This is a genomic window from Mycobacterium sp. IS-1556 (assembly GCF_001499985.1).
Taxonomy (GTDB): Bacteria; Actinomycetota; Actinomycetes; order Mycobacteriales; family Mycobacteriaceae; genus Mycobacterium.
In genome coordinates, this window is the sequence record NZ_LQIM01000001.1 from 221,222 (window position 1) to 246,863 (window position 25,642).

At 68.3% G+C, this 25,642-nt stretch carries 28 protein-coding genes; 13 read left to right on the forward strand and 15 right to left on the reverse strand.

Features of this window, described 5'->3' with window-relative positions:
* Positions 1–24 precede the first annotated feature (24 nt).
* The 3 genes from AU187_RS01070 to AU187_RS01080 are packed head-to-tail and all read right to left on the reverse strand — an operon-like array spanning position 25 to position 1,974.
* A complete protein-coding gene (locus tag AU187_RS01070) occupies positions 25–1,029 on the reverse strand; it encodes an NAD-dependent epimerase/dehydratase family protein (protein ID WP_059100654.1) in 1,005 nt (334 codons plus the stop codon).
* Positions 1,026–1,532 carry a nuclear transport factor 2 family protein gene (locus AU187_RS01075; RefSeq protein ID WP_059100653.1) on the reverse strand — a complete coding sequence of 169 codons (507 nt, stop codon included), beginning with the start codon at positions 1,530–1,532 and terminating at the stop codon, positions 1,026–1,028. Before AU187_RS01075 ends, AU187_RS01070 begins: the two co-directional genes overlap by 4 nt.
* Before the next feature lie 40 nt (positions 1,533–1,572).
* The gene (locus tag AU187_RS01080) at positions 1,573–1,974 is read right to left on the reverse strand and encodes a hypothetical protein (RefSeq protein ID WP_059100787.1); all 402 of its coding nucleotides are present in this window, start codon (positions 1,972–1,974) and stop codon (positions 1,573–1,575) included.
* Between the two features lie 80 nt (positions 1,975–2,054).
* Between AU187_RS01080 and msrA the strand changes: the two genes are divergently transcribed.
* Positions 2,055–2,570: a peptide-methionine (S)-S-oxide reductase MsrA gene (msrA, locus tag AU187_RS01085; protein ID WP_059100652.1), complete on the forward strand. Its 516-nt coding sequence runs from the start codon at positions 2,055–2,057 to the stop codon at positions 2,568–2,570.
* A gap of 30 nt (positions 2,571–2,600) precedes the next feature.
* Here the strand turns inward: msrA and AU187_RS01090 are convergent, their stop codons facing one another.
* Positions 2,601–3,932 carry a cytochrome P450 gene (locus AU187_RS01090; protein ID WP_059100651.1) on the reverse strand — a complete coding sequence of 444 codons (1,332 nt, stop codon included), beginning with the start codon at positions 3,930–3,932 and terminating at the stop codon, positions 2,601–2,603.
* Between the two features lie 9 nt (positions 3,933–3,941).
* Positions 3,942–5,306 carry a cytochrome P450 gene (locus tag AU187_RS01095; RefSeq protein WP_059100650.1) on the reverse strand — a complete coding sequence of 455 codons (1,365 nt, stop codon included), beginning with the start codon at positions 5,304–5,306 and terminating at the stop codon, positions 3,942–3,944.
* Between the two features lie 95 nt (positions 5,307–5,401).
* Between AU187_RS01095 and AU187_RS01100 the strand changes: the two genes are divergently transcribed.
* Positions 5,402–6,004, forward strand: a complete 603-nt coding sequence (locus AU187_RS01100) for a TetR/AcrR family transcriptional regulator (protein WP_059100786.1) — start codon at positions 5,402–5,404, stop codon at positions 6,002–6,004.
* Positions 6,005–6,007: 3 nt separating this feature from the next.
* Here the strand turns inward: AU187_RS01100 and AU187_RS01105 are convergent, their stop codons facing one another.
* The gene (locus tag AU187_RS01105; protein WP_059100649.1) at positions 6,008–6,577 is read right to left on the reverse strand and encodes a TetR/AcrR family transcriptional regulator; all 570 of its coding nucleotides are present in this window, start codon (positions 6,575–6,577) and stop codon (positions 6,008–6,010) included.
* A gap of 73 nt (positions 6,578–6,650) precedes the next feature.
* On the opposite strand from AU187_RS01105, the gene AU187_RS01110 reads away from it, so the two are divergent.
* Positions 6,651–7,298, forward strand: a complete 648-nt coding sequence (locus AU187_RS01110; RefSeq protein ID WP_082683694.1) for a class I SAM-dependent methyltransferase — start codon at positions 6,651–6,653, stop codon at positions 7,296–7,298.
* Here the strand turns inward: AU187_RS01110 and mmpH are convergent, their stop codons facing one another.
* The 3 genes from mmpH to manT are packed head-to-tail and all read right to left on the reverse strand — an operon-like array spanning position 7,299 to position 10,325.
* A complete protein-coding gene (mmpH, locus tag AU187_RS01115; RefSeq protein ID WP_059100647.1) occupies positions 7,299–8,378 on the reverse strand; it encodes an MMP endo-(1,4)-3-O-methyl-alpha-D-mannosidase in 1,080 nt (359 codons plus the stop codon). It abuts the gene before it with no gap.
* Entirely contained in the window at positions 8,365–9,096 is a 732-nt protein-coding gene (locus AU187_RS01120) for a class I SAM-dependent methyltransferase (RefSeq protein ID WP_059100785.1), read from the reverse strand. Before AU187_RS01120 ends, mmpH begins: the two co-directional genes overlap by 14 nt.
* A complete protein-coding gene (gene manT / locus AU187_RS01125; protein WP_059100784.1) occupies positions 9,090–10,325 on the reverse strand; it encodes an MMP alpha-(1->4)-mannosyltransferase in 1,236 nt (411 codons plus the stop codon). The genes AU187_RS01120 and manT overlap by 7 nt, the downstream gene beginning before the upstream one ends.
* Before the next feature lie 223 nt (positions 10,326–10,548).
* On the opposite strand from manT, the gene AU187_RS01130 reads away from it, so the two are divergent.
* The 5 genes from AU187_RS01130 (at position 10,549) to AU187_RS01150 (ending at position 15,835) form a co-directional block, all read left to right on the forward strand.
* Positions 10,549–10,950 carry a DUF3224 domain-containing protein gene (locus tag AU187_RS01130; RefSeq protein ID WP_059100646.1) on the forward strand — a complete coding sequence of 134 codons (402 nt, stop codon included), beginning with the start codon at positions 10,549–10,551 and terminating at the stop codon, positions 10,948–10,950.
* A 222-nt stretch (positions 10,951–11,172) separates the two neighbouring features.
* Positions 11,173–12,531 carry a type VII secretion-associated serine protease mycosin gene (mycP, locus tag AU187_RS01135; protein WP_502687721.1) on the forward strand — a complete coding sequence of 453 codons (1,359 nt, stop codon included), beginning with the start codon at positions 11,173–11,175 and terminating at the stop codon, positions 12,529–12,531.
* Positions 12,528–13,925 carry a type VII secretion protein EccE gene (gene eccE / locus AU187_RS01140; RefSeq protein ID WP_059100645.1) on the forward strand — a complete coding sequence of 466 codons (1,398 nt, stop codon included), beginning with the start codon at positions 12,528–12,530 and terminating at the stop codon, positions 13,923–13,925. The genes mycP and eccE overlap by 4 nt, the downstream gene beginning before the upstream one ends.
* Before the next feature lie 27 nt (positions 13,926–13,952).
* Positions 13,953–15,497, forward strand: coding sequence for a PPE domain-containing protein (locus tag AU187_RS01145; protein ID WP_059100644.1), 1,545 nt, complete (start codon positions 13,953–13,955; stop codon positions 15,495–15,497).
* On the forward strand, positions 15,494–15,835 hold the full coding sequence (locus AU187_RS01150) for a YbaB/EbfC family nucleoid-associated protein (protein ID WP_059100643.1): 342 nt from the start codon (positions 15,494–15,496) through the stop codon (positions 15,833–15,835). The genes AU187_RS01145 and AU187_RS01150 overlap by 4 nt, the downstream gene beginning before the upstream one ends.
* Here the strand turns inward: AU187_RS01150 and AU187_RS01155 are convergent.
* The 4 genes from AU187_RS01155 to AU187_RS01170 form a co-directional block, all read right to left on the reverse strand.
* The gene (locus tag AU187_RS01155) at positions 15,832–16,326 is read right to left on the reverse strand and encodes a TIGR04338 family metallohydrolase (protein WP_059100642.1); all 495 of its coding nucleotides are present in this window, start codon (positions 16,324–16,326) and stop codon (positions 15,832–15,834) included. The two genes, AU187_RS01150 and AU187_RS01155, sit on opposite strands and share 4 nt — an antisense overlap.
* Positions 16,323–17,102 (reverse strand): DUF2786 domain-containing protein, encoded by a 780-nt coding sequence (locus tag AU187_RS01160; RefSeq protein ID WP_059100641.1) that lies wholly within the window; start codon positions 17,100–17,102, stop codon positions 16,323–16,325. The genes AU187_RS01155 and AU187_RS01160 overlap by 4 nt, the downstream gene beginning before the upstream one ends.
* Before the next feature lie 116 nt (positions 17,103–17,218).
* A complete protein-coding gene (locus AU187_RS01165) occupies positions 17,219–18,205 on the reverse strand; it encodes an alpha/beta hydrolase family protein (protein ID WP_059100640.1) in 987 nt (328 codons plus the stop codon).
* Positions 18,202–19,041: an alpha/beta hydrolase gene (locus AU187_RS01170; RefSeq protein ID WP_059166158.1), complete on the reverse strand. Its 840-nt coding sequence runs from the start codon at positions 19,039–19,041 to the stop codon at positions 18,202–18,204. Before AU187_RS01170 ends, AU187_RS01165 begins: the two co-directional genes overlap by 4 nt.
* A 47-nt stretch (positions 19,042–19,088) precedes the next feature.
* Between AU187_RS01170 and AU187_RS01175 the strand changes: the two genes are divergently transcribed.
* The 4 genes from AU187_RS01175 (at position 19,089) to AU187_RS01190 (ending at position 23,403) form a co-directional block, all read left to right on the forward strand.
* Positions 19,089–20,072 (forward strand): sigma-70 family RNA polymerase sigma factor, encoded by a 984-nt coding sequence (locus AU187_RS01175; RefSeq protein ID WP_502687722.1) that lies wholly within the window; start codon positions 19,089–19,091, stop codon positions 20,070–20,072.
* 141 nt (positions 20,073–20,213) lie between these two features.
* Positions 20,214–21,338 (forward strand): NDMA-dependent alcohol dehydrogenase, encoded by a 1,125-nt coding sequence (locus AU187_RS01180; RefSeq protein ID WP_059166160.1) that lies wholly within the window; start codon positions 20,214–20,216, stop codon positions 21,336–21,338.
* Positions 21,339–21,356: 18 nt separating this feature from the next.
* Positions 21,357–22,121, forward strand: coding sequence for a pirin family protein (locus AU187_RS01185; protein ID WP_059166161.1), 765 nt, complete (start codon positions 21,357–21,359; stop codon positions 22,119–22,121).
* Entirely contained in the window at positions 22,099–23,403 is a 1,305-nt protein-coding gene (locus AU187_RS01190; RefSeq protein WP_059166162.1) for a PQQ-dependent sugar dehydrogenase, read from the forward strand. Before AU187_RS01185 ends, AU187_RS01190 begins: the two co-directional genes overlap by 23 nt.
* Here the strand turns inward: AU187_RS01190 and AU187_RS01195 are convergent.
* A complete protein-coding gene (locus AU187_RS01195) occupies positions 23,400–23,687 on the reverse strand; it encodes a GlsB/YeaQ/YmgE family stress response membrane protein (protein ID WP_059100634.1) in 288 nt (95 codons plus the stop codon). The genes AU187_RS01190 and AU187_RS01195 overlap by 4 nt on opposite strands.
* A 162-nt stretch (positions 23,688–23,849) precedes the next feature.
* Here AU187_RS01195 and AU187_RS01200 point away from each other — a divergent pair, with 162 nt between their 5' ends.
* Positions 23,850–24,956, forward strand: a complete 1,107-nt coding sequence (locus AU187_RS01200; RefSeq protein ID WP_059100633.1) for a phosphodiester glycosidase family protein — start codon at positions 23,850–23,852, stop codon at positions 24,954–24,956.
* Here AU187_RS01200 and AU187_RS01205 read toward each other — a convergent pair.
* Positions 24,953–25,642 carry a YoaK family protein gene (locus AU187_RS01205; RefSeq protein ID WP_059100632.1) on the reverse strand — a complete coding sequence of 230 codons (690 nt, stop codon included), beginning with the start codon at positions 25,640–25,642 and terminating at the stop codon, positions 24,953–24,955. The two genes, AU187_RS01200 and AU187_RS01205, sit on opposite strands and share 4 nt — an antisense overlap.

Here is a 25,642-nt window from a genome sequence, read left to right on the forward strand (position 1 = left end):
GTTGAACACGCGTCGGCGCGCCGTTCAGCCGGCCTTGCTCTTGCGTCGCGCGTCCCGCAGGGTGGCCCAGAACCGTGCCGCCTCCCGGATCGACTCTTCGACCGGCCTTGGCTCCCAGCCGAGTTCGCGTCTGGCCTTGCTGCAGTCCACCGGCGCCTCGGCACGCATCAGCCGCAGCGACTCCAGCGACAGCTTCTCGTCGGTGCCGGTCAGCCGCGACTTCACGGTGCCCATCGTGGCCATCGCGTACGAGACCGGCAGCGGGATCGACTTCGTCGGCGCCGGCATCCCCGCCGCCTCGGCCGCGATGCGGACGACCTCGGCATTGGTGATCATCTTCTCCGAGATCAGGTAACGCTCGCCGACACGGCCGCGTTCGGCGGCCAGGATCATGGCGCGCGCGGCGTCGTCGACGCCGACGGCCTCGAGCTCGATGCCGCCCATCACGAACGGCAGCTTGCCGAACGCCGCTCCGGCGATGATCGCGCCGTGCGGGGTACGGCCCCAGTCGCCGCTGCCGTAGGTCGTCGATACGCACATCGCCACAGCGGGCAGGCCGTGTTCACGCGCGTACCGCAACACCAGCGTCTCGGCCTGGACGCGCGACCGCACGTACGGTGTCAGCCCCTTGTCGACGATCGTGTCGTCCTCAGTGGCCACATGCCCGCGCCGGCGTCCGACCGTCACGTAGCTGCTCGTGTAGACGAACCGGTGCAGGTTCATGTCCTTCGCGATCTCGAGCACATTGCGGGTGCCGTCGACGTTGGTGTGAAACAGCGGGGCGGGGTCCGTGAGCCAGCCGCGGGTGTCGACGACGCAGTAGTACACGTCGTCGACTCCGGTCATGGCGGCGCGCAACGTGTCGTCGTCCCAGATGTCGCCGTGGAACCGTGCCACGGACAAATCGTCGATGCCCGTCGTGTTCGCGTTCGGCCGGACCATGACGCGGACGTCGTGCCCGTCGCCGACCAACTGCCTGGTGACGTGCGAGCCGAGGAAACCGTTGGCCCCGATGACCAGCTTGCTCACCGGCCGCCTCCGTACTGGCGCATCCAACTCGCCGCCTCGTCGGGCAGCGTGCCCAGTTCGGCGGCCTTGTTACACCATTTGACCGTCGCCTTGACGAACCGCAGGGGGTTGTAGACGTCCTCCTGCCGACGCCACAGCCCGTCGCCTGCGTAGGTGAGGATCGAGAGGTTGGTGGCGCTGATGATGGTGCCGTCGCCGGGATCGCGCATCGGGTTGTCGAGCTCGCAGATGACTCGGCCGGTCGGCTCGTCGAAGACCGCCCACAGTGACGGGAACGACGTCATGTAGCTGCCGGGGAACGTCTCCATGGTCTTCCAGATCCAGGCCCGAACCTCCTCGCGGCCGCGCATGGTGCCCGCCGCGTGCTCGACGTAGACGACGTCGGGGGTGTACTGCTCAACCCAGGGATCCCAGTCTCTCGTCTGGGCGGCGCGGTCGACCGTGGCCTCGAACTTCTCGAACGCCGCGGCGAGTTCGTCACGGCTGAAGGTGCTGCTCGTCACAACCAGAACTAGAACACGTTCTACTGACGTTTGTCGAGTGTCAGAACGCGGTCAGCACCTGCCGGGCGCCCAGCGGATGCTGCAGTGCGATGTCGAGGGTACCCGACACGGCGATCATGATGCACGCGCGGCCAACGGCTTCGGGAAGCGTGCCGCCGCGCAGCGCGACGGTCACGACGTCGGGAGTCTCCTGGACCGTCGCGTGCACGCCGTAGCACTGCGGCGTGCCCGTGGTGAAATGCACCGCGATCACGCGGTCGTCTTCGGATCGGCTGAACGACTCAGCGCGCATGGGATGGGCGTCGACGATCGCCGGGTTGTCGGCGAAGACGACACCCTGGTAGCCGGGCCGTTCGGGGAGCACCGCGGTCTCCGCAGATGCCGCCGGTGCGGCCCACCCGGCCAGCACGGCGACCCCGATAGCGGCCGCGACTGTGCGCATCACCCAACCGTAATCGTCGACAGGCACTATGGGTTGTATACAGAAATTGTCTCGACAGTGTTCGACAGTGAAGGAGCGGCATGAGCACCACCAAGACGGCCATCCTGGCGGGCGGTTGCTTCTGGGGCATGCAGGATCTGATCCGCAAGCAGCCCGGAGTGGTGTCGACGCGCGTCGGCTACACCGGCGGCGAGAACGCCAACGCCACCTACCGCAACCATCCCGGCCATGCCGAGGCGATCGAGATCGTCTACGACCCGGCGCAGACCGACTACCGGGCGCTGCTGGAGTTCTTCTTCCAGATCCACGATCCGACCACCAAGAACCGGCAGGGCAACGACGTCGGCACCAGCTACCGGTCGGCGATCTTCTACCTCGACGACGAGCAGAAGCGCATCGCGCTCGACACCATCGCCGACGTCGACGCCTCCGGCCTGTGGCCCGGCAAGGTCGTCACCGAGGTGACACCGGCGAGCGACTTCTGGGAGGCCGAGCCCGAACACCAGGACTACCTGGAGCGGTTCCCGAACGGCTACACCTGCCACTTCCCGCGTCCGGGCTGGAAGCTGCCCAAGCGCGAAACGGCCAGCCAGTAACCCGCCGAGCAGCCGTGGCCCCAGCTCGCGCTAAGTCCGGTGTCGCACCACGACCCGGCCGCCGTCCTTCGGCGTGAACGCGATCCCGCGGAAGTGCACCTTCTCATCGGGGGCGCGGTCGGTCTCGATCACGAAGTGTCGCAGCACCGTTCGTAGCACGACGTCCATTTCGACGTTGGCGAACGCCGCCCCGATGCACCGGCGGGTGCCGCCACCGAAAGGCACCCACGCCGTCGGTGGTCGCTTCCCCAGGAAGCGGTTCGGGTCGAAGCGCTCGGGGTCGGGGAAGACCTCGGCGTTGGCGTGGATGTTCGCCAGCGCCACCATCACGGTGTAGCCGTGCGGAATCCGCCATTCGCCGAGGTCGAAATGCGGTGCGGCGACGTGGCGTCCGGAGAAGTCGATGACGGTGCGGTTGCGTTGCAGTTCGTTGATGAACGCCTGGCGGTACTCGTTGCCACCCTCGTCGTTCTCCCTGACCAGCTCGGCGAGCACCTCGGGATGACGGCGCAGCCGCTCGAAGGCCCAGCCCAGCGTCGATGCGGTCGTTTCGTGGCCGGCCCCCAACAGCGTGAGCAGTTCGTCGGAGACGTCCTGGCGCGACATCGGCGTGCCGTCCTCGTAGGTGCTGCGCAGCAACAGCGCCAGGATGTCGGTGCGCTCATCACGCGCGGGATCGGCTTCGGCCTTGTCGATCAACGCGAAGACGGTGCGGTCGAAGTGGCGGCGGAAGGTCGCCAGCCGTCCCCACGGACTGAACCGTCCGGTGCTGAACGGCGGTTCGGGCAGGGTCGCCATGCGGGAGCCCAGCTTGGCCCACGGCGGGATGATCTCTCGCAGAAAGTCGAGTTCGGCTCCGTCGGCCCCGAACACCGTGCGCAGGATGACGTTCAGCGTGATCCTGTTCATCGGCTCGAGGGTGGGGAACTCGACGCCTTCGGGCCAGGTCGCCGTCTCGCGGAGTGTCTCCTCCTCGATGATCTTCTCGTAGTTCTTGATGCTCTGACCGTGAAACGGTGGGGCGAGCAGCTTGCGGCGCTTACGGTGCTCGACACCGTCGAGGGCGAAAACCGAACCGGGACCGAAGATCCGGCTGAGGTTCGGTTGCACGTTGATCAGGTCGTCGGTGCTCGCGAGGTAGACCTGCCGCAGCAGCGCGGGATCGGCGACCACCACGCTGCGACCGAAGAACGGCACATTGATCGCGAACACCTGCCCGTACCGCTTGATGGCCTTGGCCAGATACCAGCGGCGGAACGCCGCCATGAGCACCAGCTGAACGGGCTTGGGTAGCGGCACCGCCGGGGGCGTCCTGCCGGGTGCGACCGCTGCGTCCTGCTTGGCTACGGCGGCGTTCGTCATCGGTTCCTCCTAGGCGAGCGGCGTCTCTCGGCGGTGCACCACGATGCGGCCGCCGTCCTTCGGGGTGTAGGCCACACCGCGGGAGTGCACCTTCTCCGCGGGAGCCGTGGTGGTGTCGATCACGAAGTGGCGCAGCACCGTCCGTAGCACCACGTCCATCTCGACATTGGCGAACACGGCGCCGACGCAGCGCCTGGTGCCCCCGCCGAACGGGATGAACGCGAACGTCGGGGGCCGGCCATCGAGGAAGCGCTGCGGATCGAAGCGATCGGGGCCGGGGAATTCCTCGCCACGGTCGTGCATCAGCGAAATGCTGGCCAGCATCGAATACCCCTGCGGTACAACCCAATCACCGATTTCGAATGTCGGCGAGTAGACGTGCCTGCCCGCGAAGTCGATGACCGTCCGGGCCCGCTGCACCTCCAGGATGGTGGCCTGCCGGTACTCGTTGTCGCCGGTGCCGGCTTCGTCGACCAGCTTCGTCAGTACCTCCGGATGCCGGGTGATCCGCTCGAAGGCCCATGCCAGGGTTGACGCGGTGGTCTCGTGCCCCGCAGCCAGCAGGGTCAGCAACTCGTCGCCGATATCGTTGCGCGACATCGCCGTACCGTCTTCGTACGTGCTGCGCAGCAGCAGTGCCAGCACATCGTCGCGGCTCTCGAAGTTCGGGTCGGCGGTGACCCAGTCGATCAGCTTGTCGATGACCGCGTCGTACTGTCTGCGATATTCGGCCAGCCGGCCCCACGGGCTGAACCGGCCGTAGGTTCGCGACGGGGTGGGCAGCGTCGACACCCGGGAACCGAGCGTCACCCAGGGCGGGATGATGCGGCGCAGTTCGTCGAGGTGTTCACCGTCGGCACCGAACACGGCGCGCAGAATCGCATTGAGCGTGATCCGCATCATCGGCTCGAGGCTCGGAAACGCTTGCCCCGTCGGCCAGTTCGCCGATTCCCGCAGTGTCTCCTCTTCGAAGATGCGCTCGTAGTTCTTGATGCTCTTGCCGTGGAACGGCGGGGTCAGCAGCCGGCGGCGACGGCGGTGCTCAGCTCCGTCGAGCGCGAACACCGAGCCGGGCCCGAGCACCCGGGACAGATTCGGCTGGATGTTGCCGACGTCGTCGGTGTTGGCCATGCACAGCTGCTTGGCCAGCTGTGGGTCGCCGATGACGACCGTGCGCCCGAACACCGGAAGGTTCAGCGTGAACACGGGCCCGTAGCGGCGGGCGATCTGGGCGACGGTCCACCGCCGTGAGATGGAGAATGCGGCGCCCAGTACGGGCTTGGGGATCTTTGCCTGCGGCGGCAGCCTGACCGCGCGGGACGGCGTGGCTTCGGCGGGCGTTGCTGTGCCCTTGATGACCGTGACTTCGCTCATGACGCTCCCAGCCATATCTCGGTACTACGATGTACCGCGGGTGTGTGATGTACGGTACCGGTTGGTACCAGTTGTCGCAAGGGTCTGGAGGCGAGATGACGTCAGCGCTCGACAACGGCGCTACCACCGTCGCCGACCCGTTCCGCGATCGCGTTCTCGACGGCCTGGCCGCCTCCATCAACGAGCGCGGCTACCGCGACACCACGGTGGCCGACATCGTGCGGCACGCCCGCACCTCCAAGCGGACCTTCTACGAGCAGTTTCCGAGCAAGGCCGAATGCCTGATCGAGTTGCTGCGCCGCAACAACGAGGATCTGATCGCGAGCATCCGGGCGGCGACACGGCCGGAAGATGACTGGCATGACCAGATTCGGCAGGCGGTGACCGCGTACGTCGACCACATCGCGGCGCGTCCGGCGATCACGCTGACCTGGATCCGCGAGGCGCCCGCGCTGGGCATCGCCGCCCAGCCGTTGCATCGGCTGGCCATGGAGCACCTGACCGACATGCTCGTCGATCTCAGCGGCAGCCCCGGGTTTCTGCGTGCGCAACTGCCCGCGATCTCGCGGCCGCTGGCGCTAATCCTGCTGGGCGGCCTGCGCGAGCTGACCGCGTTGTTCGTCGAGGACGGCCGCGACCTGCGGGGGATCGTCGAGCCCGCGATCACCGCGTCCGAGGCGATTCTCGGCTCGCGCTGACGGTCAGCTCAGGATCAACCGCGCGGATTTCTCCAGCCGCTCCGCGATCTCGGTGTACGACGCGTAGCCCATGCCTGCGCGGACCAGCGCGCCGGAGTACAGCATCTCGAGCGAGTCGATGACGTCGGCATCGACGTCGGAGCCCAGCGCCGCGGCCAGTCGGGCGCGGATCTCGCGGCCGATGCGCAGCCGCAGCACCTCGACGTCGGGGTCGCGGCCCAACAGCGCGGTCGTCACCGCGCCGGCGAACTCGGGTTCATCGGCGACCAGCAGCGAGATGTGCCGCAGCACCTCGATGACGCGGGCGGCGGGATCGTCCGACTCGTGCGCGGCCGGCGGCGACGCCGAAAGCCGTCGCCAGAACACCTCGGCGACGAGGTGCTCCTTGGAGGAGAAGTAGGTGTAGGCGGTGGCCGCCCCGACGCCCGCGTCGGCGGCCACCCGGCGCACGGTGAGACCAGCGAAGCCCTCGCGGCCGAGGAGTTCGACCGCGGCCCGGCCGAGGCGGTCCACGGTGTCCGCCTGCTTGGCGGTCAGACGGCGCCGGGTCGACTCCAGGGCCGTGTCGGACACATGTCCGGACGCTACTACAACGAACCGGCACCAGCAATGAATCGTCGTGCCGGCGCCGGATAGATTGACAACGATGCGTACCACCGATGAACTCTTCGCCCTGGCCGAGCAGGTGACCGGTTTCATGCCCGCCGACGAGGGCCGCGCCCTGTTCGATGCGGCCGTGAAGTATCTCGGCGACGGCATCGGCGTCGAGATCGGAACCTACTGCGGCAAGTCGACCGTGCTACTCGGCGCGGCCGCACAGCAGACCGGCGGCGTGCTCTACACCGTCGACCACCACCACGGTTCCGAGGAACACCAGCCCGGTTGGGAGTATCACGACGCCTCGATGGTCGATGCGGTCACCGGCCTGTTCGACACGTTGCCGACGGCGCGGCACACGCTGGACGCCGCAGGCCTGGACGACCACGTCGTCGCGGTGGTCGGCAGGTCACCGGTCGTCGCGCGCGGTTGGCGAACGCCGTTGCGCCTGTTGTTCATCGACGGCGGCCACACCGAGGAGGCCGCGCAGCGCGACTTCGCCGGCTGGGCGAAGTGGGTGGAGGTGGGCGGCGCGCTCGTCATCCACGACGTCTTCCCCGGCCCCGAGGAAGGCGGGCAGGCGCCATTCCACATCTACCGGCGGGCCTTGGACGGCAACAACTTCCGCGAAGTCTCGGCAACCGGATCCATGCGGGTGCTGGAGCGGACACAAGGCGTGGTCGGCGAGCCGCTGTAGTCAGCGGTCGCTCGTCGCGCACTCGCAGTCGTATTCGCCCTCGAGGCCGCGGGGTAGGTCGTCGCCCCGGAAAAGGCCGCTGGCCGCCGTGGTGCAGGACAGCGCATCGGCGGCGAGGATCATCGCAGCACCGGTCCACGTCGTGCGTTCCTCCGGCCAGCGCTTGCCGTCGGCGAACACCAGGCCCGTCCAGTAGGAACCGTCGTCCTCGCGTAGATGGTGCATTGCGGCGAACTGTTCACGAGCGCGGACCGTGTCCCCCATCGCATCCAAAGCCAGGACGAGCTCGCAGGTTTCGGCGCCGGTCACCCACGGCCGGTCGTCGACACAGCGGATCCCGAGGCCGGGTACCACGAAGTCGTGCCACCGTTCGTCGATGCGAGCCGTCGCCGCCGCACCGCGCACGGCGCCGCCGAGCACCGGGTAGTACCACTCCATCGACCAGCGGTCCTTCACCGTGAACGCCTCGGGGTGGTGGGCTATCGCATGGCCGAGCCGGCCGACGGCCACCTCCCATTCGGGCTGCGGGTCGTCGAAGTAGTCCGCGAGCGCCAACGCGCACCGGATGCTGTGGTAGATGCTCGCGCACCCGGTCAACAACGCGTCGGGCTCGATCGCCGAAGGGCTTCTCGCCCAGGCGATCTCACCACCTTCGAGCTGCATGCCGAGGACGAAGTCGATGGCCTTGGCGACCACCGGCCACATCGTCTCGGCAAATCGGCGGTCGCCGGTGGTCAGCACGTGGTGCCAGACGCCTGTCGCGATGTAGGCGCAGAAGTTGCTGTCGCTGTTGGCATCTTCGATGACGCCGTTGCGCAACTGGATGGGCCAGGATCCGTCGGGCCGCTGGGTCGTGCGCGACCACTCGAATGCAGCGCGCGCCGGTTCCAGCAGACCGGCGGCGGTCAGCGCCATCGCGTTCTCGATGTGGTCCCAGGGATCGGTGTGGCCACCGTCGAACCACGGAAGCGCGCCCGAGGATTCCTGTGTCGCCGCAATCGACTTCGCGGTCTGCCGGCACTGCTCGGGCGTCAAGACACCCGGGACGCCGGGAACGCCGTCGAGTTTAGGTATCAGCACCGACGACCGCCGGTTTGTCGAAGTACAGCGCGACACTCTTGCCGATCAGCGGGTTCAACAGCGACTCGGCCGTCCGGGTCAGCCACGGCCGGCTCATCATGTCCCACACCAGCATGCGGTGGTACGCCTTGACCGCGACGTGATCCGAATTATCGGTTCCCACTGCACATTTCAGCCACCAATACGGGGCGTGCAGGGCGTGCGCGTGGTGGGTGTGCTCGAGTCGCAGGCCGTGGGCGAGCACCTTGTCGCGTAGGCGGTCGGCGTGATAGATGCGCACATGCCCGCCCTCGTTGGCGTGGTATTCGTCGGAGAGCACCCAGCAGAGCTTCTCCGGAAGCCAGCGGGGCACCGTGATCGCCAGCGTTCCGCCCGGCTTGAGCACCCGGACCAGTTCGGCGATCACCTTCTCGTCCTCGGGCACGTGCTCGAGAATTTCCGAGGCGATCACGCAGTCGAAAGTGCCGTCGGTATAGGGCAGATCGAGCGCATCGCCCTTGACCGCCTCGGCCTTCGCCGTCGGCGGCGCCTCGCCCTGCTCGCGCATTGCGGTCAGGATCTCGTCGACGTCGTTGAGGTCGGCCGCGTTCTGGTCGAAGGCCACGACGTCCGCGCCGCGCCGGTACGCCTCGAAGCTGTGCCGGCCGGCGCCGCAGCCCACGTCGATCACCTTCGTGCCCGCGCCCACCCCGAGGCGGTCGAAGTCCACCGTCAGCATGCGCCGACCCGGTTCCGAGCCTGCTCGTACACCGCAACCGTCTGCGCCGCAACGGATTGCCAACTGAACACCTCGAGCGCGCGCTTGCGTCCGTTGGCGCCGAGGCGGGCCAGTTCGCGCGGGGAATCGAGCAGGTCGCCGAGCACCGCGGTCAGCTCCTCGACGTCTGCGGGCCGCACCAGCCGGGCGCATTCGCCGTCGGCGCCGACCACCTCCGGCAACGCACCGGCACGGCTGGCGACGATCGGTGTACCGCTGGCCATCGCTTCCACGGCAGGTAGCGAGAAGCCTTCGTAAAGCGAAGGGATGCAGGCCACTTCGGCCGAGGCGAGCAGGTCGGCCAACTCCCGGTCGGACAGCCCGCTCGAGCTGTGCACGATGTCGGAGATGCCGAGTTCGGCGATGAGCTTCTCGGTCGGGCCGTTCGGTTCGAGCTTGGCGACCAGCTGCAGTTCGAGGTCGCGCTCGACGCGTAACCGCGCGACCGCGTGCAGCAGGTGCCGGACCCCCTTGAGCGGCACATCGGCGCTGGCGATCGCGATGATCCGGTTGCGCACGCGCTGTTCGGCCGGTTTGAACATCGCCGTGTCCACCCCCAGCGGCACGACGTGCAACTGATCCGGCGCAACACCGAAGTCCTCGGAGATGTCGGCCGCCGAGGTCGATGACACCGTGAGCAGTTCGGGGATCTCGCAGGCGACCTGCTTCTGCATCTCGGCGAAGCCGTACCACCGTCGCACCAGCGGCTTGCGCCACCACTTGGCGGCGGCGATGTCGACCACCTTGTCGCGGGTGATCGGATGATGCACCGTGGCCACCACCGGAAGCCCGAGGGCAGCGATTTTGCGTAAGCCGGTGCCGAGGCACTGGTTGTCGTGCACCACATCGAACTCGTCGCGGCGCTCGGCCAGCACGCGAGCGGCGCGCAGGCTGAACGTGCGCGGCTCCGGGAAGCCCGCCGTCCAGGTGGTCAACAGCTCGAGTAGGTCGATGGAGGTCTTGATCTCGGTCGGCCACGGAATGCGGAACGGATCGGGTTCGCGGTACAGATCCAGGCTCGGCACCTCGGTCAGCCGGACCCGGGGGTCGAGGTCTTCCGGATAGGGCTGACCGGAGAACACCTCGACGTCGTGGCCCAGGTCGGCGAGACCGCGGCTGAGGTAGCGGACGTACACGCCTTGCCCACCACAGTGGGTCTTGCTCCGGTACGACAACAGGGCGATGCGCATCTTCAACTCACGCCGATGCACTAAAGCGGATATATCCAGGGCCGGTGAGCTGGACGAATCGTGTCACGCAACAACTCCGAACCTTCTGGACATGTGTCCAGACTATAGTTTGACCTGCTATCGGACGCAACGCGACCGTGATGCCTTGACTATCACAGTGGCTGGCGGCCCCGCCTGTCGGCCTCTCGGTTCACCCGGCCCGCCGATCGGGTATCCGCCCCCCATGAGTAGACATATCGAGGCGACTTTCGAGATCGGCAGCTGGGATGAGACGCCATTCGAGGACGGCGACGACGCCACCAAACTGACCGAGGCCCTGGTCGCCAAACGCTACAACGGCGACATCAAGGGCACGTCGACGACGAAGTGGCTGTTGGCCTACGCGCCAGACAAGAGCGCGCTGTTCGTGGGCATCGAGCACATCACGGGCACCATCGGCGGCAACCCGGGCAGCCTCGTGTTGTTGCACGACGGCTCCTATAGCGATGGTGTCGCCAGCGCCGACGTGCGGATCGCATCCGGCACCGGCGGGTTGGCCAACGCGGCCGGCAGCGGAAAGTTCCGCGCCGATCCGGCCGGCGCGATCACCCTCGACATCGACGGCTTGGACACCGCCGTCCCCTGACGAGGGTCGCAGCACGACAGGTCCCCTCGGCGCCGGCGCGGGCCGGCCACCGGGGACAGATAGCGCAATGACCCACCCCGACCGCCCCTTAAGATTGGCTGCGTGCAATCGGCCGATTGGCGTGACGTGAGAGTTTGCGCCGCTCAGTGGGCGGTGCGCAGTTTGCTCCGCAACTTCCAGCACACTGCCCGGCGGTCCTCGTGCCAGGGAGGTGCGTAGCGCGTGCAGCGCATCTTCGCGCGCGTCGTCGCGCTGATGGCGGCGCTGCTGCTGGCCTTGTTCAGCGCCCCCGCGGCCACCGCGATCGAGCCACCGGCTATCGATCCCGCGGCCGTGCCACCCGATCAGACCGGGCCCGACCAGCCGATGGAACAGCGTCGCGTCTGCTCGGCGCCGACGACGTTTCCCAACTCGAATTTCGTCGACCGGCCGTGGGCAAATGACTATCTGCGGCTGTCGGAGGCGCGGAAGTTCGCGACCGGTGCGGGCGTCACCGTCGCGGTGATCGACACCGGTGTCATCGGCTCACCGCGGGTGCCTGCCGAACCCGGCGGAGACTTCGTCGACCAGGCCGGCAACGGGATGTCGGACTGTGACGCCCACGGCACGCTGACCGCGTCGATCATCGCGGGACGGGCCGGGCCGACGGACGGATTCGTCGGCGTCGCACCCGATGCCCGCATCCTGTCGCTGCGGCAGACCTCCGAGGCGTTCCAACCGGTCGGCTCGCGCCAGGACCCCAACGATCCCAACACCACGCAGACCGCCGGGTCGCTGCGCAGCCTGGCCCGGGCGGTGGTGCACGCGGCGAACCTCGGCGCGCAGGTCATCAACATCAGCGAAGCCGCGTGCTACAAGGTCACCCGCCCGATCAACGAGACCGGCCTCGGCGCCGCGATCAACTACGCGGTCAACGTCAAGGGTGCGGTCGTCATCGTCGCCGCGGGCAACACCGGTCAGGATTGCGCACAGAACCCGCCGCCGGACCCGGCGGTCCCGGCGGATCCGCGCGGCTGGAAGCAGGTGCAGACGATCGTCAGCCCGGCGTGGTACTCGCCGCTCGTGCTGACCGTCGGCGGCATCGGTCCGACCGGCCAGCCGAGCTCGTTCTCGATGTCGGGTCCCTGGGTGGGCGCCGCCGCCCCGGCCGAGAATTTGATCGCGCTCGGCTATGACGGCAATCCGGTCAACGCGTTGCACGGCCAGGACGGTCCGATCCCCATCAGCGGGACATCGTTCGCGGCGGCTTACGTCTCCGGATTGGCCGCGCTGCTCAAACAACGCTTCCCGGCACTGACGCCGGCCCAGATCATCAACCGCATCACCGCCACGGCGCGCCACCCCGGTGGGGGCGCCGACAACTACGTCGGCGCCGGGCCCATCGACCCGGTCGCGGCACTGACGTGGGACGTGCCCGCGGGCCCGGAACGTGCGCCGTACAAGGTCAAGGAGATCCCGCCGCCGGTGTTCACCCCTCCGCCGGATCGCGGCCCGATCACCGCGGTCGTCATTGCGGGGGCCGTGCTCGCGGCGGTCCTGGGTCTCGGCGCCCTGGCTCGTCGCGCACTGAGGCGCCGATGAACAAGATCCTCGGCATCTTCGGGCTGCGGTTCACGACGGGCCACATGATCTGGGCGGCGGCGCTGATCCCGGCCGGCATTCTCTTGTTCGCCAGCCTGGACCTGCTCTGGCTCGGGATCACGCTCGCGGTGCTGATCGCGCTCGGTTCCGTGGTGACGATCCGCGGTCGACGGGTCACCGGATGGGTCGCGGCGGTGTTCGCCTGGCGCCGGCGGCACCGCAATGTGCCGACGCGGCCGTCGGAGCCCGCGGTGGGCGCCACGGTGATGCCGGGTGACCACGTCGCGGTGCGGTGGCAGGACGAGTACCTGGTGTCGGCCATCGAGTTGGTGCCCCGCCCTTTCACCCCGACGGTGATCGTCAACGGGGCGGCGTTCACCGACGACGTTCTCGACACCCGGCTGGTCGAGCAACTCGTCGCGGCGCACTGCCCGGATCTCCAAGCCGACGTGGTGTCCTCGGGCTACCGGGTAGGCAAAACCGCTCCGGCGACGCTGGTTTCGCTGTACGAGCAGGTGGTCGGCCCCTATCCGGCACCGGCCAATCGGCGGACATGGATCGTGTTGCGGGCCGACCCGGAGACCACCCGCAAGTCGTCGCAGCGCCGCGACTCCGGCGTCGCGGGACTGGCCCGCTACCTGGTGGCTTCGGCGACGCGAATCGCAGACCAGTTGGCCGGCAACGGAATCGACGCTCGCCCGGCGCGCAGCTTCGACGACCTCGACCGGGCCACCGAGATCAGCTTCGAGCGCGAGATGTGGTCGGCGATCAAGGGGCGCAGCACGTTCACCGCCGCCTACAGCGCACCCGGCGGTCCAGATGTGTGGTGGTCGGCACGCGCCGACCACACGATCACCAGGGTCCGGATCCGGCCCGGAGAAGCCCCCACGTCGACGGTGCTGTTGACGACGTTGGCCAACCCCACGACGCCGCGGGGCTTTTCGTGCCTGTTCGGTGGTCAGCGGGCGGCGCTGTACGGCATCAGCCCGGTCAATGACCGCCACTACGAACTCCCGATCGGATCGGCCGGGGTGCTGGTCGGCGAGACCGCCGACCGCTACCCGGTCTACATGCCGTTCGATGATGTCGACGTGAGCATCAACCTCGGCGATGCGCGACTGTTCACCCAGTTCATCGTGCGCTCGGCGGCGGCGGGCGCCGTCATCACCCTGCTGCCGCAGTTCACCGAGTTCGCCGGGTTCGTCAATGCGCGGATCGGTGAAGAGGCCAAAGTTGTCTGGCCCAACGCGACGACCTACCTCGGCCCGCATGCCGGCGTCGGCCGAGTCATCTTGCGCGACAACTTCATCGACACTCCACGTCACCGCCAGCTCCCGATCCGGCTGATCAACCCGCGGGAGGAAAGCCGCTACCAGATGGTCCTCGAGGGCTGAGATCGCCATGCGGACAAAGGGATAGCCATGGGCGAGGTACAGCGGGTCGACCCGGTGGAACTCACCAGGCAGTCCGCCGAGATGCAGAGCCAGAACTGGCACAACCCCGCCGCCGAAGCGGTGGTGCCGCCCGACGCGCTGCCCTCGTCGGCCGCCGCGGTCGCCAACCTCAACGACAACGCCCAGTCGCTGCTCGGCTTCCAGCGGTGGGCCGAAGCGGAGAACCAACGCATCGCCGAGATGCTGCAGATCGCGGCCGACGCCTACACCAAAGTCGACGAGACCTACGGCAGGGTGATCGAGGACCCCGAGCGCCGGGCCGCGGTGGAAGCGATCACGGTGCCCGCCCCGTCGACGCCGCCGCCCCCTCTCCCGACACCCGTCGGAGCGCCGCGGAGCCTCGACGCCGACGGCTACAGCGATGTGCACAAGACGCAGGTCGACCTGAGCGCCGGGGACAACGGCGCGTCGTTGAAGACGGCGATGCTGCAGTGGAGCGTGGCGGCCACCCGGATCAGAGGCAACGCGCCGCGTCCGCCGGCCGGCGACTGGGAGGGCGCCGCGGCCGACGCGGCCTACGCCCGGATGGCGGAGTTCGGCGGCTGGCTTCAGCAGCTCGCCGAAGGCTGGCGGGAGCTGGCCGAATCGGCCGCCAAAGTCCTTGAGGCGCACGACAACGCGAAGAGCGAGCACACGGGTATCCACAGCGAGTACGTCACGCTGGAAACGCAGCTGCGCCAGCTCGCCGCGCAGATGACCCCGAGCAACTCCGTCGCGACGCAGAACGAGATGGCGAAGGTCCAGAAGCGGATGCAGGAGCTGCAGCAGCGCTCCGACGAAGTGCGCCGGCAATATGCCGGCGATGCGACGTTCTCACCCGTCCGCCCGGCCATGCCGTCGCGCGGCGACGCCGAGGGTGCGGCCATGGCCGGCGGCGGCGGCGGTGGCGGTGGGCGGCCCGGCGGAGATCCCGCGGGTATGGCCGAGACGACGGCCGCGCCCCAGGGGCAGCCGCGAACGGCCGCGGCGGAACGCCAACCCGGCGGCGGGGCGCGCGGCGGTGCCCCCACCGGTGGCGGCGCGCCCTCGGGCGGTGGCGCGCCGACCGGAGGCAGTGGTGCCGGCGCGGGCACGCCGAGCGGGCCGTCCGGTGGCGCACCGTCGACTCCGAAACTGCCGACCGATCCGAGCCTGCGGCCCGCTGCGGCCTCCGGTGGCGGTGGGTCCGGCGGCGGCTCCGGCGGTGGCGGTGGCGACATGCCGGCGACACCGATGTCGGCGCCGGTGACGGCCGAGACGGTGGCGCCCGCGCCGACGACGCCGGCCACGGCCAGCGCGACGGCGGGCCCCTCGGCGGACCGCACCGCCGGGGTCATGGGCGGCGGCATGGCGCCGATGGGCCACGGTGCGGGCGCGCAGCAGGGCCAGGAGAAGCGGCGCGATCCGCGGTTGGCCCCCGACGAGGACCTGTACACCGAGGACCGGCCTTGGACCGAGGCCGTCATCGGCAACCGCCGGCGCAGGGACGTCGGCGACGGCGGCGGGGGCGGCGGGGTCAAGGACGCCACGTGACCGATGAGATGCACCCCGAAGTCGCCGCCGTGCTGCAGCAAGCGCAGCGGCTGCAGTCGATCATGGACGATCAGCTGCACCGGATGAGCACTCAAACCTTCACGGCCGCAGACGAAACGGGGACCGTCGAGGTGACGTTGAACGGTCACCACCACCTGACGGGCGTGTTCATCGAGGATGGCCTGCTGCGCCTCGGTGTCGAGACCGTGCAGCGGCGTCTCAACGAGGCGCTGCAGAACGTCAACGCCGCGGCCAGCGCCTCAATCGAGGCGGACCGTGAGCGCATCGACGCCGCCGTCGCTGATATCGCCGGCGACCCCAGCGGCGAAAACCGTTAGCGCACACCTTCTTTCGCGTATACCACGCGCAACACGTGGGCGACCTCTGGACCCATCACCGCGTCGGCGAGGTCGCAGAAGGTCGCGGCGAATTCGGGCCCGTGCGGGGGCGGAACCGTACAGAGGTGATGTGCGACCTCGTGCAGAACGACCAGCTCACGCAGCGCCCAGCGGGTCCCGACTTCGGGCACCGCGATGACGGCGCCGTCCTCGCCGCCTTCGTAGTGCGCGGCGGCGGCTCCGCGTCTGGCCCGCACGGCCAGCGGCGCCGCGTGCGGCCACCGTCGCCGCACCGCCGCCAACGTCAGCACGTCGTCGACATAGCGCTGCACCGATTCCACCGACGCAAACCGCGCCTCCGGTGGCAGCGTGAGCGAGGTGCCGAAGAATTGCACGGCGCGGTTGCCGTGCTCGGCCGCCCGGTCGAACAGTGTGCGCACGAACTCCTCGGCGGCGTAGACCTTCGCGCGTTGGATGTCGCGGCCGGTCACTTCTCCCCGGAGGCGCTGCGGCGCCGACTTCCGTCCAGCGCCGAGCGCGCCCCCGCGAGTTCGGTGCTGGGTCCGAGCCTGGCGTTGCGCCCGGCCCGGTCACCCGCGCGCCGGGCGGCCGAGGAGTAGCCGGCGGTCGCGCTGGTGGCCCGCCAGGTTCCCCGCGCCTCCGAGGATTTGCGGTAGAAGTCGCGTAACTCGAGATCCTTGTCGCGCAACGCGATCGCGGTTCCCGGCCGACTGTCGCGGCTGCTGGTGGCCTCGTCGCGGGCCTGTTCGCGGGCCTGCGCCAGCCGCTGCCCGATGCGCGCGCCGAACGCCAACTGGAAGTTGATCCGCGCGGTGATCGTCGGCGTCGGCCGATGCGCACCGGAGGCGATGTAGCCCTGCGAAGCGCGGACCATCTGCATCACCAGGCTGGCATAGAGCGCGTGGCTGGCGTCGATGTCCTCGGGAAAGCCGTAGGCGTAGACGAACGTCGAATTCGACGCGACGTCGCACTTCACGTCGTTGGCAAGCGCGATCACCGTGAACAACTGCGCAAAGGTGCGCAGGCCTCTGGTGCCCGCGTTGCCGATCGTGATGGTCCGCTGCACCGGCATCTGCGCCTTGGTGCGCAACTCGGAATGCGACCGGGCGACGGCGAGGTCGATCGAGGTCGCCGTCGCCAACCGCTGCGCGGCGGCCATGAACGCATCGGCCTCGTGCGGGTTGTCGGTGCCCTCGGCCTGACGCAGCAGGGCGGCGATGCGGGCCAGCATCTTGTCGTCGGTCATGCCTCGACTCCCGCTCGTCCCGCTCCTCGCTCGTTCCTCATCCCCTGCCCTTCGGGCGTGGGCCCAGCGATCCTCGCTCGCGGTCGTCTTCGGATCCTCATGGCGCCAGATTAGGGCTATTCGGCGACAAACCCGTTCAGCGCTTCGACCACCTGTGGAGAAAGCGGATCTTGTGAGGCGTAATTGGCGACGTTGTCGCTCGGGTCGTCGCGCAGCACGTGGTTGACGCCCTCGAGTTCCACCAGCGTCAGCGCGGTGTGGCGCAGCGCATCGGCGAGTGGCTTGATCGCGGTGCAGTCGGCCTGACCGTCGGAGTCCGAGCAGGTGAGCAGGACCGGCGTGCCCGCCGGAATGTCGGCCGCCAGCGTCAGCGGGTCGATCTTGTCGGCCTGGATGACGGCGTTGACGTTGCCGGGGTTGAGCAGCGCGCCGAGACCCTCGGGGAGGTTCGGGGGCACAGTCCCCTTCGTCCGGACCTCGTCGACGGCCTTAAGCCACGTCGACAGGGCCGCGGGGCTGGCGTTGGCGCGCACGCGGTTGGTGATGATGTCCAGGTAGCGGCCGGGCAGGGGCTGAAAGAGGCCCAGCGAGTGGATCTTCGGCGCATCGGGACCGGTGTCGCCGGCCAACTGCATCGCGTGGATGGCGCCCTCTCCCAGCGCGTAGACCGAGATGCGGTCGCCGTCGGTGCGGGGCTGACCGGCCAAATAGCGAACGGCGGCCTTCGCGCCGGAGGTGTACACGGCGCTGACCACCTCGGTGGGCCGCTGCGCGTAGGGACCCAGACCGGTCTTGCCGGTGCCGATCTTGTCGTAACGCAGGCTTGCGACGTCGCGGTCGGACAGCAGTTCGGCGAGTTGGCGCATGTTGCCGACCGGGCCGGCGACCTGGTTGTCGCCGTTGCGGTCGGTGGCGCCGCTTTCGGAGATCAGCAGCGCGGCGGGACCCGGCGTCTCGCCGGACGGATGCCGGTAGGTGCCGTGGACCGTCAGGCCGTCGGCGGTGAAGGTGACCTCCTCGTCGACCCATTGGGTCTGACCCGACGACGAGCACGCGGCCAGCGTAAGGGCGAGTGAAAGAAGGCCGGCGGCAACGCCTTTCAAAGCTTGGCCTCGATCCACGAGGTGACGTCGTCGAGCACCAGGTCGCGCTCGGGCTCGTTGAACACCTCGTGGTACAGCTCGGGATAGACCTTCAGGTGCGCGTCGCTGGAGCCGACGCATTCCAACAGGTGGCGGCTGCCGGCGACGGGGATCAGCTTGTCCTGCTCGCCATGCACAACCAACAGCGGCGCGGTGAGCGCAGAGGCCCGCTGCGGCATGGATTCGCCCACCTTGATCAGCGCCTTGGCGATGCCCGCGGGCAGCTTGCCGTGATGCACCATCGGGTCGGCCATGTAGGCGGCCACGACCTCGGGGTCGCGGGACACCGCTTCGGTCGGCAGCTGTTCGACGGGCAGGCCCGGCAGGATGCTGCCGACGACCTTGGCGACGGCGATCATGAACGACGACACCGCGTCCTGCGCGTAGACGGCAGGCCCGGACAAGACCATCGCGGTGTAGTCGCCGGGGTGCTCGACGCCGTAGGCGAACACGACCCCGCCGCCCATGCTGTGGCCGACGACTATCCGCGGCAGTTGTGGGTGCTCGGCGGCGGCGAGGCCGACCAGGCTGCGGAAGTCCTCGGTGTATTCGCCGATGTTGCGCAGATACACCCGCTTGCCACCGGACCGGCCGTGGCCGCGCAGGTCGAGGGCATAGGTGACCAGTCCGGCCTCGCCGAACCGGGTCGCGACGTGGTCGTAGCGGCGGGCGTGCTCGGCGTATCCGTGACAGAGCACGACCACGCCGCGGGGGTCATCCTCGGGGGTCCAGACGTCATAGACGATGCGCACGCCGCCGACACCGGCGAAAGTGTGTTCGCTGCGGGTAGTGGCCACCCGCCGAGACTATCCGTTTGTCATACCCACTGATTAAGCTCGGCGACGTGACGGTGCTGGCCCACGATGTCGACGACAGAAGCGCCCAGGATGCCTTCCTGGCCGACGCGCAGCGGTACCGCCGCGAGTTGCTCGCGCACTGTTACCGGATGACCGGCTCCCTGCATGATGCCGAGGACCTGGTGCAGGAAACCTATCTGCGCGCGTGGAAGTCGTACGACGGATTCCAGGGCAAATCGTCGGTGCGGACGTGGCTGTACCGGATCGCCACCAACACCAGCCTGACGGCGCTCGAAGGCCGACAGCGGCGGCCGCTGCCGACCGGGCTCGGCGCGCCGAGTTCGGATCCGGTCGACGACATCGTCGCGCGCGACGAGGTGCCCTGGCTGGAGCCGCTTCCCGACGATTCGACCGACCCGTCGAACATCGTGGGCTCGCGTGAATCCGTGCGGTTGGCGTTCGTCGCGGCGCTGCAGCATCTGTCGCCGCGGCAGCGCGCGGTGCTGGTGCTGCGTGAGGTACTGCAGTGGAAGGCCGCCGAGGTCGCGGATGCGATCGGCGCTTCCACCGCGGCGGTCAACAGCCTTCTGCAGCGGGCGCGTGCGCAACTGGAGGCCGTCGGCCCGAGTGAGGACGACCAGCTGCAGCCGCCGGAGACGCCGGAGGCGCAGGATCTGCTGACGCGCTACATCGCTGCGTTCGAGAGCTACGACATCGACAAGCTGGTCGAGTTGTTCACCGCGGACGCCGTGTGGGAGATGCCGCCGTTCGACGGCTGGTACCAAGGCCCGCAGGACATCGTGCAGTTGTCGAAGACGCACTGCCCGGCGGAGGGCCCCGGGGACATGCGGTTCGTGCAGACCACCGCGAACGGTCAGCCGGCCGGCGCGCTGTACATGATCAATCGGGAGACCGGCGTCCACGAGCCGTTTCAGATGCATGTTCTCGACGTCGGGCGTGACGGCATCACGCACGTGGTGGCGTTCCACATGACGTCGTTCGAGAAGTTCGGCCTCCCCGCTTCGCTCTGATCGCCGAGTGGCCAGTTATGCCACGCAATCGACAAGAATCCGCACGATAAGGGCCGCTCGACAACGCGGGTAAGCGCCTTAACCCGCAGGTCAGCGGGCTCTTTGACACCTGTTCTGCAACGTGTTCTATAGTCAGCCTCCATGAGAACCAAAGGCGCGCTTCTCTGGGAGCTCAACTCGCCGTTCCGCATCGACGAGATCGAGATCGGTGACCCCGTCGCCGATGAGGTCCAGATCCGCCTGCACGCCGCGGGCATGTGCCACTCCGACTACCACCTGACCACCGGCGCCACCCCGATCGCGCTGCCGGCGCTCGGCGGCCACGAGGGCGCGGGCGTCATCACCAAGGTCGGCCGCAACGTGACCGGGCTGGCGGAGGGCGATCACGTCATCCTCGCGTTCATCCCCGCGTGCGGCGAATGCCCGCCGTGCCTCAAGGGTTACCGCTCGCTGTGCGACCGCGGCGCGGTGCTGCTCGGCGGCAAGGCCATCGCCGACGGAACTTCGCGGGTGCACGCCGGTACCACCGAGGTGTCGCCGATGAACCTGCTCGGCACCTTCGCGCCGTACATGACCGTGCACAAGGACTCGGTCGTCAAGATCGACAAGGACATTCCGTTCGAGTCGGCGGCCCTGCTGGGCTGCGCGGTGCCGACGGGCTTCGGGTCGGCCACCAACGTCGCCGAAGTGAAACCCGGCGAGACCGTCGTGATCGTCGGCGTCGGCGGCATCGGCATGAGTGCGCTGCAGGGCGCGGTGATCGCCGGCGCCCGCAACGTCATCGCGATCGACCCGAACGAATGGAAACGCGACCAGGCCATCAAGTTCGGCGCCACCCATGTCTACCCGTCAATGGCCGAGGCGATCGCACCCGTCATCGACCTCACCCACGGCATCATGGCCGACAAGACCATCATCGCCGTAGGCGACATGAAGGGCGAGTACATCGAAGAGGCGCTGACCCTGACCACCAAGACCGGCACCTGCGTGGTGACGGGCATGGGGTCGATGATGGACGTCGACGTCAAGCTCAACCTGTTCCTGTTCACGATGTTGCAGAAGACGCTGAAGGGCAACATCTTCGGCGGCGGCAGCAGCCACATCGAGACGCCCAAGCTTGTCGGGCTGTACAGGTCCGGCCTGCTCAACATCGACGACATGGTCAGCAAGACCTACCGGCTCGAGGACATCAACTCCGGCTACCAGGACATGCTCGACGGGAAGAACATCCGCGGCGTCGTCACCTACGACGAGGCGGACTGGTAGCGCCGCTACCCTGGAGGCATGGCCGCAGCGGAAACCGTCGACATCCGGCGTGCCGACGACCGCGCGAAGACCAAGATCTCCTGGCTGGACTCCAAGCACTCGTTCTCCTTCGGCAGCCACTACGAGCCCGAGAACACCCACCACGGTTTGCTGCTGGTCAACAACGACGACATCGTGGCACCGGGTACCGGGTTCGACACCCATCCGCACCGCGACATGGAGATCGTCACCTGGGTGTTACGCGGATCGCTGGTGCACCAGGACTCCACCGGTCACTCTGGAGTCATCTATCCCGGTCTGGCACAGCGGATGTCGGCCGGTCGCGGCATTCTGCACTCCGAGAAGAACGACTCGTGGACGCTGACCGGCGCCGAGACGCATAGTGAGCCGGTGCATTTCGTCCAGATGTGGGTCGTGCCGGACGAGTCCGGGATCGACCCGGGTTATCAGCAGCTCGAGATCGACGACGAACTGCTGCGCGGCGGGTTGGTGACCATCGCCTCCGGTATGCCCGAGCACCGCGGTCAGACCGCGATCGCCATCCGCAACAGGCACACCGCCCTGCACGGCGCCCGCATGCGACCCGGCGACACCGTCGAGTTGCCGCAGGCGCGGTATCTGCATCTGTTCGTCCCCCGCGGTGAGGTGACGCTCGAGGGCGCGGGTGCGCTGCACGAGGGCGACGCGGTGCGCTTCACCGGGTCGGGCGGGCAGCGCGTCACGGCCACCACGCCCGCCGAAATCCTGGTTTGGGAGATGCATGCGAGTTTGGCTGCGGCGTAACGCAATTGCGTGTCTGGCCGGCGCGGCGCTGGTGGCGTCCTGCTCCACGAGCTCCGAGCCGAGCCGTGCGCCGAGCCCGTCGTCGACTCCGGCGGCTCCGACGGTGGCCGCCTCCGCGGACCTGGCGCCCGTCAACGTGGCGGTCGCGTCGCCGCTCGCGCAATCGCCGTTCGACGAGCCTCGGCAAGCGATGGTGCCGCCGGGATGGTCGATGTCGGTGTGGGCCCGGGTACCGAAGGCCAGGCTGGCGGTGTGGGCGCCCGACGGCACGCTGCTGGTGTCCCAGCCGAGCACCGGCCAGGTGTTGCGGCTCGAGCCCACCGGCGCCGAACCGCGTCAGTCGACGCTGCTCGAGAACCTCGACCAGCCACACGGAATGGCGTTCGCCGGTGACGCGCTCTACATCGCGGAAAGCGACCAGATCGACGTGTACGACTACGCCGACGGCGCTGCGACGAACCGACGCACCGTCGTCGCGAACCTGCCCGACGCCAAGAGTCCTGACCTGAAGGGGGCTTACGCGCATGCGCTCAAATCCGTTGCGGTCGGCCCCGACGGCAGCGTCTACTTCTCGATCGGCTCGACCGGCAACATCTCCGCCGAGGACCGCGACGCCGATCCGCCCCGGGCGACGATCATGCGCGTTCCGCCCAGCGGCGGTGAGGCGCAGCCGTTCGCCACGGGCGTGCGCAACGGCACCGGCCTGGCCATCGCCCCGGATGGGTCGGTGTGGACCGCGGTCAACAACCGTGACAATGTGGCGGACCCGCGGAGCGGGGAGGTCGTTCCCGACTATGTCGACGACCATCCTCCCGAATCGGTCGCCCGACTCTGGCAAGGACGCGAATTGGGCTGGCCGTACTGCAATCCCGATGGTGGCCCGGCGAACCTACCGTTCATCCGCGACGTTCAGACCAATGCCGACGGAAGCCGTCTCGACTGCGCTTCGCTGCCGCCGGTCGAGCAGAGTCTCGGTGCACACGCGGCGCCGCTGGGCATGACCTTCACTACCGGCGTGCTGCCGGAGCCGTATGCCAGCGGGGCGCTGGTCGGTGTGCACGGGTCGTGGAACAGAGAGCCGCCGCGTACGCCCGAGGTGGCGTTCTTTCCTTGGCAAGGCGGTACTTTGGGCAACCAGCAGACCCTGGTCACCGGCTTTCAGGCAGCCGACGGTTCCCGGTGGGGACGCCCGGTGGCCGCCGTGACGGGACCCGACGGGGCGGTCTACATCACCGACGACTACGCGGACGCCATCTACCGATTGGCGCCGCCGCAACGCTAGCGGGCCGTCGGTGCTCCGGTGCCTTTGCGACCGGTGACTGCAACGTAGATCGCGATCAACACGACCGCGACGATGACACCGACGATGAACGGGATGACCGCCCAACCGCCGTTCTCGTTGCTGTAACCGAACAGGCCGGTCAGCCACGACCCGAGGAATGACCCCACGATGCCCAACAGAATCGTCATGAGCACACCGATGTTCTGCTTACCGGGCATCACCAGTCGGGCCAACGCACCGATGATCGCGCCGACGATTATCGCGCTGATAATGGTCCAGATCATTGCCGCTCCTCACCACGTAGTCCGCCGTACACGGCTTACCACCTCTCCTTACCCACTTCTCGGGCTCGAAACTCAGGGTTCTGGCAGGACGATGCACAACTGTGATGCAGATGTGACGAAAGTTGACAGCGTTTCTCCTGTGGTTACGGTTGGCTGGAGTTTATGGGCTTCCGGAAAGGGGCGACGGTGCCGACGGCTGCGGCAAACATCCGGCGATTCGCGGCGTCGGCCGCATCGTTGATGCTCTGCGCGGTGCTGTCGGCGACAACGGGGGTCCCGGCCGCGAAGGCCGCGAGCGCACGCGAACTACTCGCCAATGCCATTGCCACGACGCGCGGTTCGTACCTTGTGTACAACTTCGGCGGCGGGCACCCGGCGCCGATGCTCAATGCGGGCGGCGGTTGGTACGAGATGACCAGCGGCGGGCACTTGATGATCATCAAGGCCGCGTCCACTCGTCTCGCGCCACGCCTTCTCGTCGACTCGCACCGGGGCTTCCAAGCGCGCTGCGAACGCGATCCGCGGGCCCGCACCGGGGAGGGCCTGTTGCAGGCGTCGGAGATCTTCACCCCGCTGCAAGCCTGGCAGGCCCTCGGCCAACCGACGATCGCGATCAACGCCAACTTCTTCGACGTGCGCGGCCAGAAGGGCGGTTCCTGGAAGTCGACCGGCTGCAGTTCGCCGTTGGGTGCATATGTCGACAATACCCGCGGGCAGGGCCGGGCCAACGCCGCGGTGACCGGCACGATCGCGTACGCGGGCAAGCAAGGGCTCTCCGGCGGCAACGAGCACTGGAAAGCGTTGTCGACGATGGTCCTTCCGGTGGGCGGGGCGCCGTATGTGGTGCCGCCCAAGAGTCCCGACGACTACGACGCGGCGTCGCCCGTTATTCAGGCGCTGGTCGACGAGGGCGCGCGGTTCGTCGCGGTGGCAGGCATCGGACTGCTCGCGCCCGGCGACACCGGCCAACTCAACGACGGTGGGCCGAGCGCGGCCCGCACCGCGATCGGGTATGCCAAGGACAAGGACGAGATGTACGTCTTCCAGGGCGGCAGTTACACGCCCGACCAGATCCAGGATCTGTTCCGCGGCTTGGGCAGTGACGCGGCGGTGCTGCTCGACGGCGGCGGATCGTCGTCCATCGTGTTGCGCCGTGACACCGGCGGGATGTGGGCCGGCGCGGGCGTGCCCCGCGGCTCGTGCGACACCCGTCAGGTGCTGTGCGACTCGCGCGAACGCGCCTTGCCCAGCTGGCTGGCGTTCAACTAAGAGTCGGCCCCGGATCTCCGGCCGCCGAACCAGAACAGCGCCCCGCTGATCGCGACCATCACCGCGGCCAACGCGATGATCGGCGCGACCGTGAAGCGCGTCATCGTCGCGCCGACGATCGCGCCGCCGCACATGGTGAGCACCACGCTGTAGCGCAGCTTTTCGCGGTCCCCGGTGCCGCCGGCCAGCCTGCTGTCGAACCCGATCCGCACGATCGTCGTCGTCAACACCGTGGTGGACAGCTCCTGGATGCCGAACTGCTGGGCAGTGGAATTCTGCACGCCGAAGGTGACGGCAAGTCCGGCGATGAGAAGCAGCTTTCTGTCGTCCTGGTAGTCGAGCACGCCGGCACCGGCGAGCACCGAAAGTGCCGCCAACATCAGGACTTCGAAGGCCAACGTGATCGCCAGCCATCGCCGGATGTCGGTCCCGAGGTGGCGGGCGAAGCGGCCACTCACCACCGCACCCGTCACGAAGCTGACGAATGCGACGAGGGCGGCGGTGACGTCGACGCTCGAGTGCGGAACGAACCAGAAGCCCAGAAAGATCACGTTGCCCGTCATGTTCGCGACGAAGACATGCCCGAGCTTCAGCACGCTGACCGCGTCGACCAGGCCGGTCGCAAACGTCAGCAGCAGCAGGCAGGTGATCGTCAACCGCTGTGAGACAGGGGATTCGACGGCCAC

Excerpts from the sequence above, each read along its gene's own strand:
- AU187_RS01095 (WP_059100650.1), bottom strand. The coding sequence starts at position 5,306 with ATGAGCGAAGTCACGGTCATCAAGGGCACAGCAACGCCCGCCGAAGCC.
- AU187_RS01160 (WP_059100641.1), bottom strand. The coding sequence starts at position 17,102 with ATGACCGACGACAAGATGCTGGCCCGCATCGCCGCCCTGCTGCGTCAG.
- AU187_RS01090 (WP_059100651.1), bottom strand. The coding sequence starts at position 3,932 with ATGACGAACGCCGCCGTAGCCAAGCAGGACGCAGCGGTCGCACCCGGC.
- AU187_RS01080 (WP_059100787.1), bottom strand. The coding sequence starts at position 1,974 with ATGCGCACAGTCGCGGCCGCTATCGGGGTCGCCGTGCTGGCCGGGTGG.
- AU187_RS01130 (WP_059100646.1), top strand. The coding sequence starts at position 10,549 with ATGAGTAGACATATCGAGGCGACTTTCGAGATCGGCAGCTGGGATGAG.
- AU187_RS01120 (WP_059100785.1), bottom strand. The coding sequence starts at position 9,096 with ATGCTGACGGTGGACTTCGACCGCCTCGGGGTGGGCGCGGGCACGAAG.
- AU187_RS01110 (WP_082683694.1), top strand. The coding sequence starts at position 6,651 with ATGCGTACCACCGATGAACTCTTCGCCCTGGCCGAGCAGGTGACCGGT.
- AU187_RS01145 (WP_059100644.1), top strand. The coding sequence starts at position 13,953 with ATGGGCGAGGTACAGCGGGTCGACCCGGTGGAACTCACCAGGCAGTCC.
- AU187_RS01100 (WP_059100786.1), top strand. The coding sequence starts at position 5,402 with ATGACGTCAGCGCTCGACAACGGCGCTACCACCGTCGCCGACCCGTTC.
- AU187_RS01180 (WP_059166160.1), top strand. The coding sequence starts at position 20,214 with ATGAGAACCAAAGGCGCGCTTCTCTGGGAGCTCAACTCGCCGTTCCGC.
- manT (WP_059100784.1), bottom strand. The coding sequence starts at position 10,325 with ATGCGCATCGCCCTGTTGTCGTACCGGAGCAAGACCCACTGTGGTGGG.
- eccE (WP_059100645.1), top strand. The coding sequence starts at position 12,528 with ATGAACAAGATCCTCGGCATCTTCGGGCTGCGGTTCACGACGGGCCAC.
- msrA (WP_059100652.1), top strand. The coding sequence starts at position 2,055 with ATGAGCACCACCAAGACGGCCATCCTGGCGGGCGGTTGCTTCTGGGGC.
- AU187_RS01195 (WP_059100634.1), bottom strand. The coding sequence starts at position 23,687 with ATGATCTGGACCATTATCAGCGCGATAATCGTCGGCGCGATCATCGGT.
- AU187_RS01200 (WP_059100633.1), top strand. The coding sequence starts at position 23,850 with ATGGGCTTCCGGAAAGGGGCGACGGTGCCGACGGCTGCGGCAAACATC.
- AU187_RS01185 (WP_059166161.1), top strand. The coding sequence starts at position 21,357 with ATGGCCGCAGCGGAAACCGTCGACATCCGGCGTGCCGACGACCGCGCG.
- AU187_RS01190 (WP_059166162.1), top strand. The coding sequence starts at position 22,099 with ATGCGAGTTTGGCTGCGGCGTAACGCAATTGCGTGTCTGGCCGGCGCG.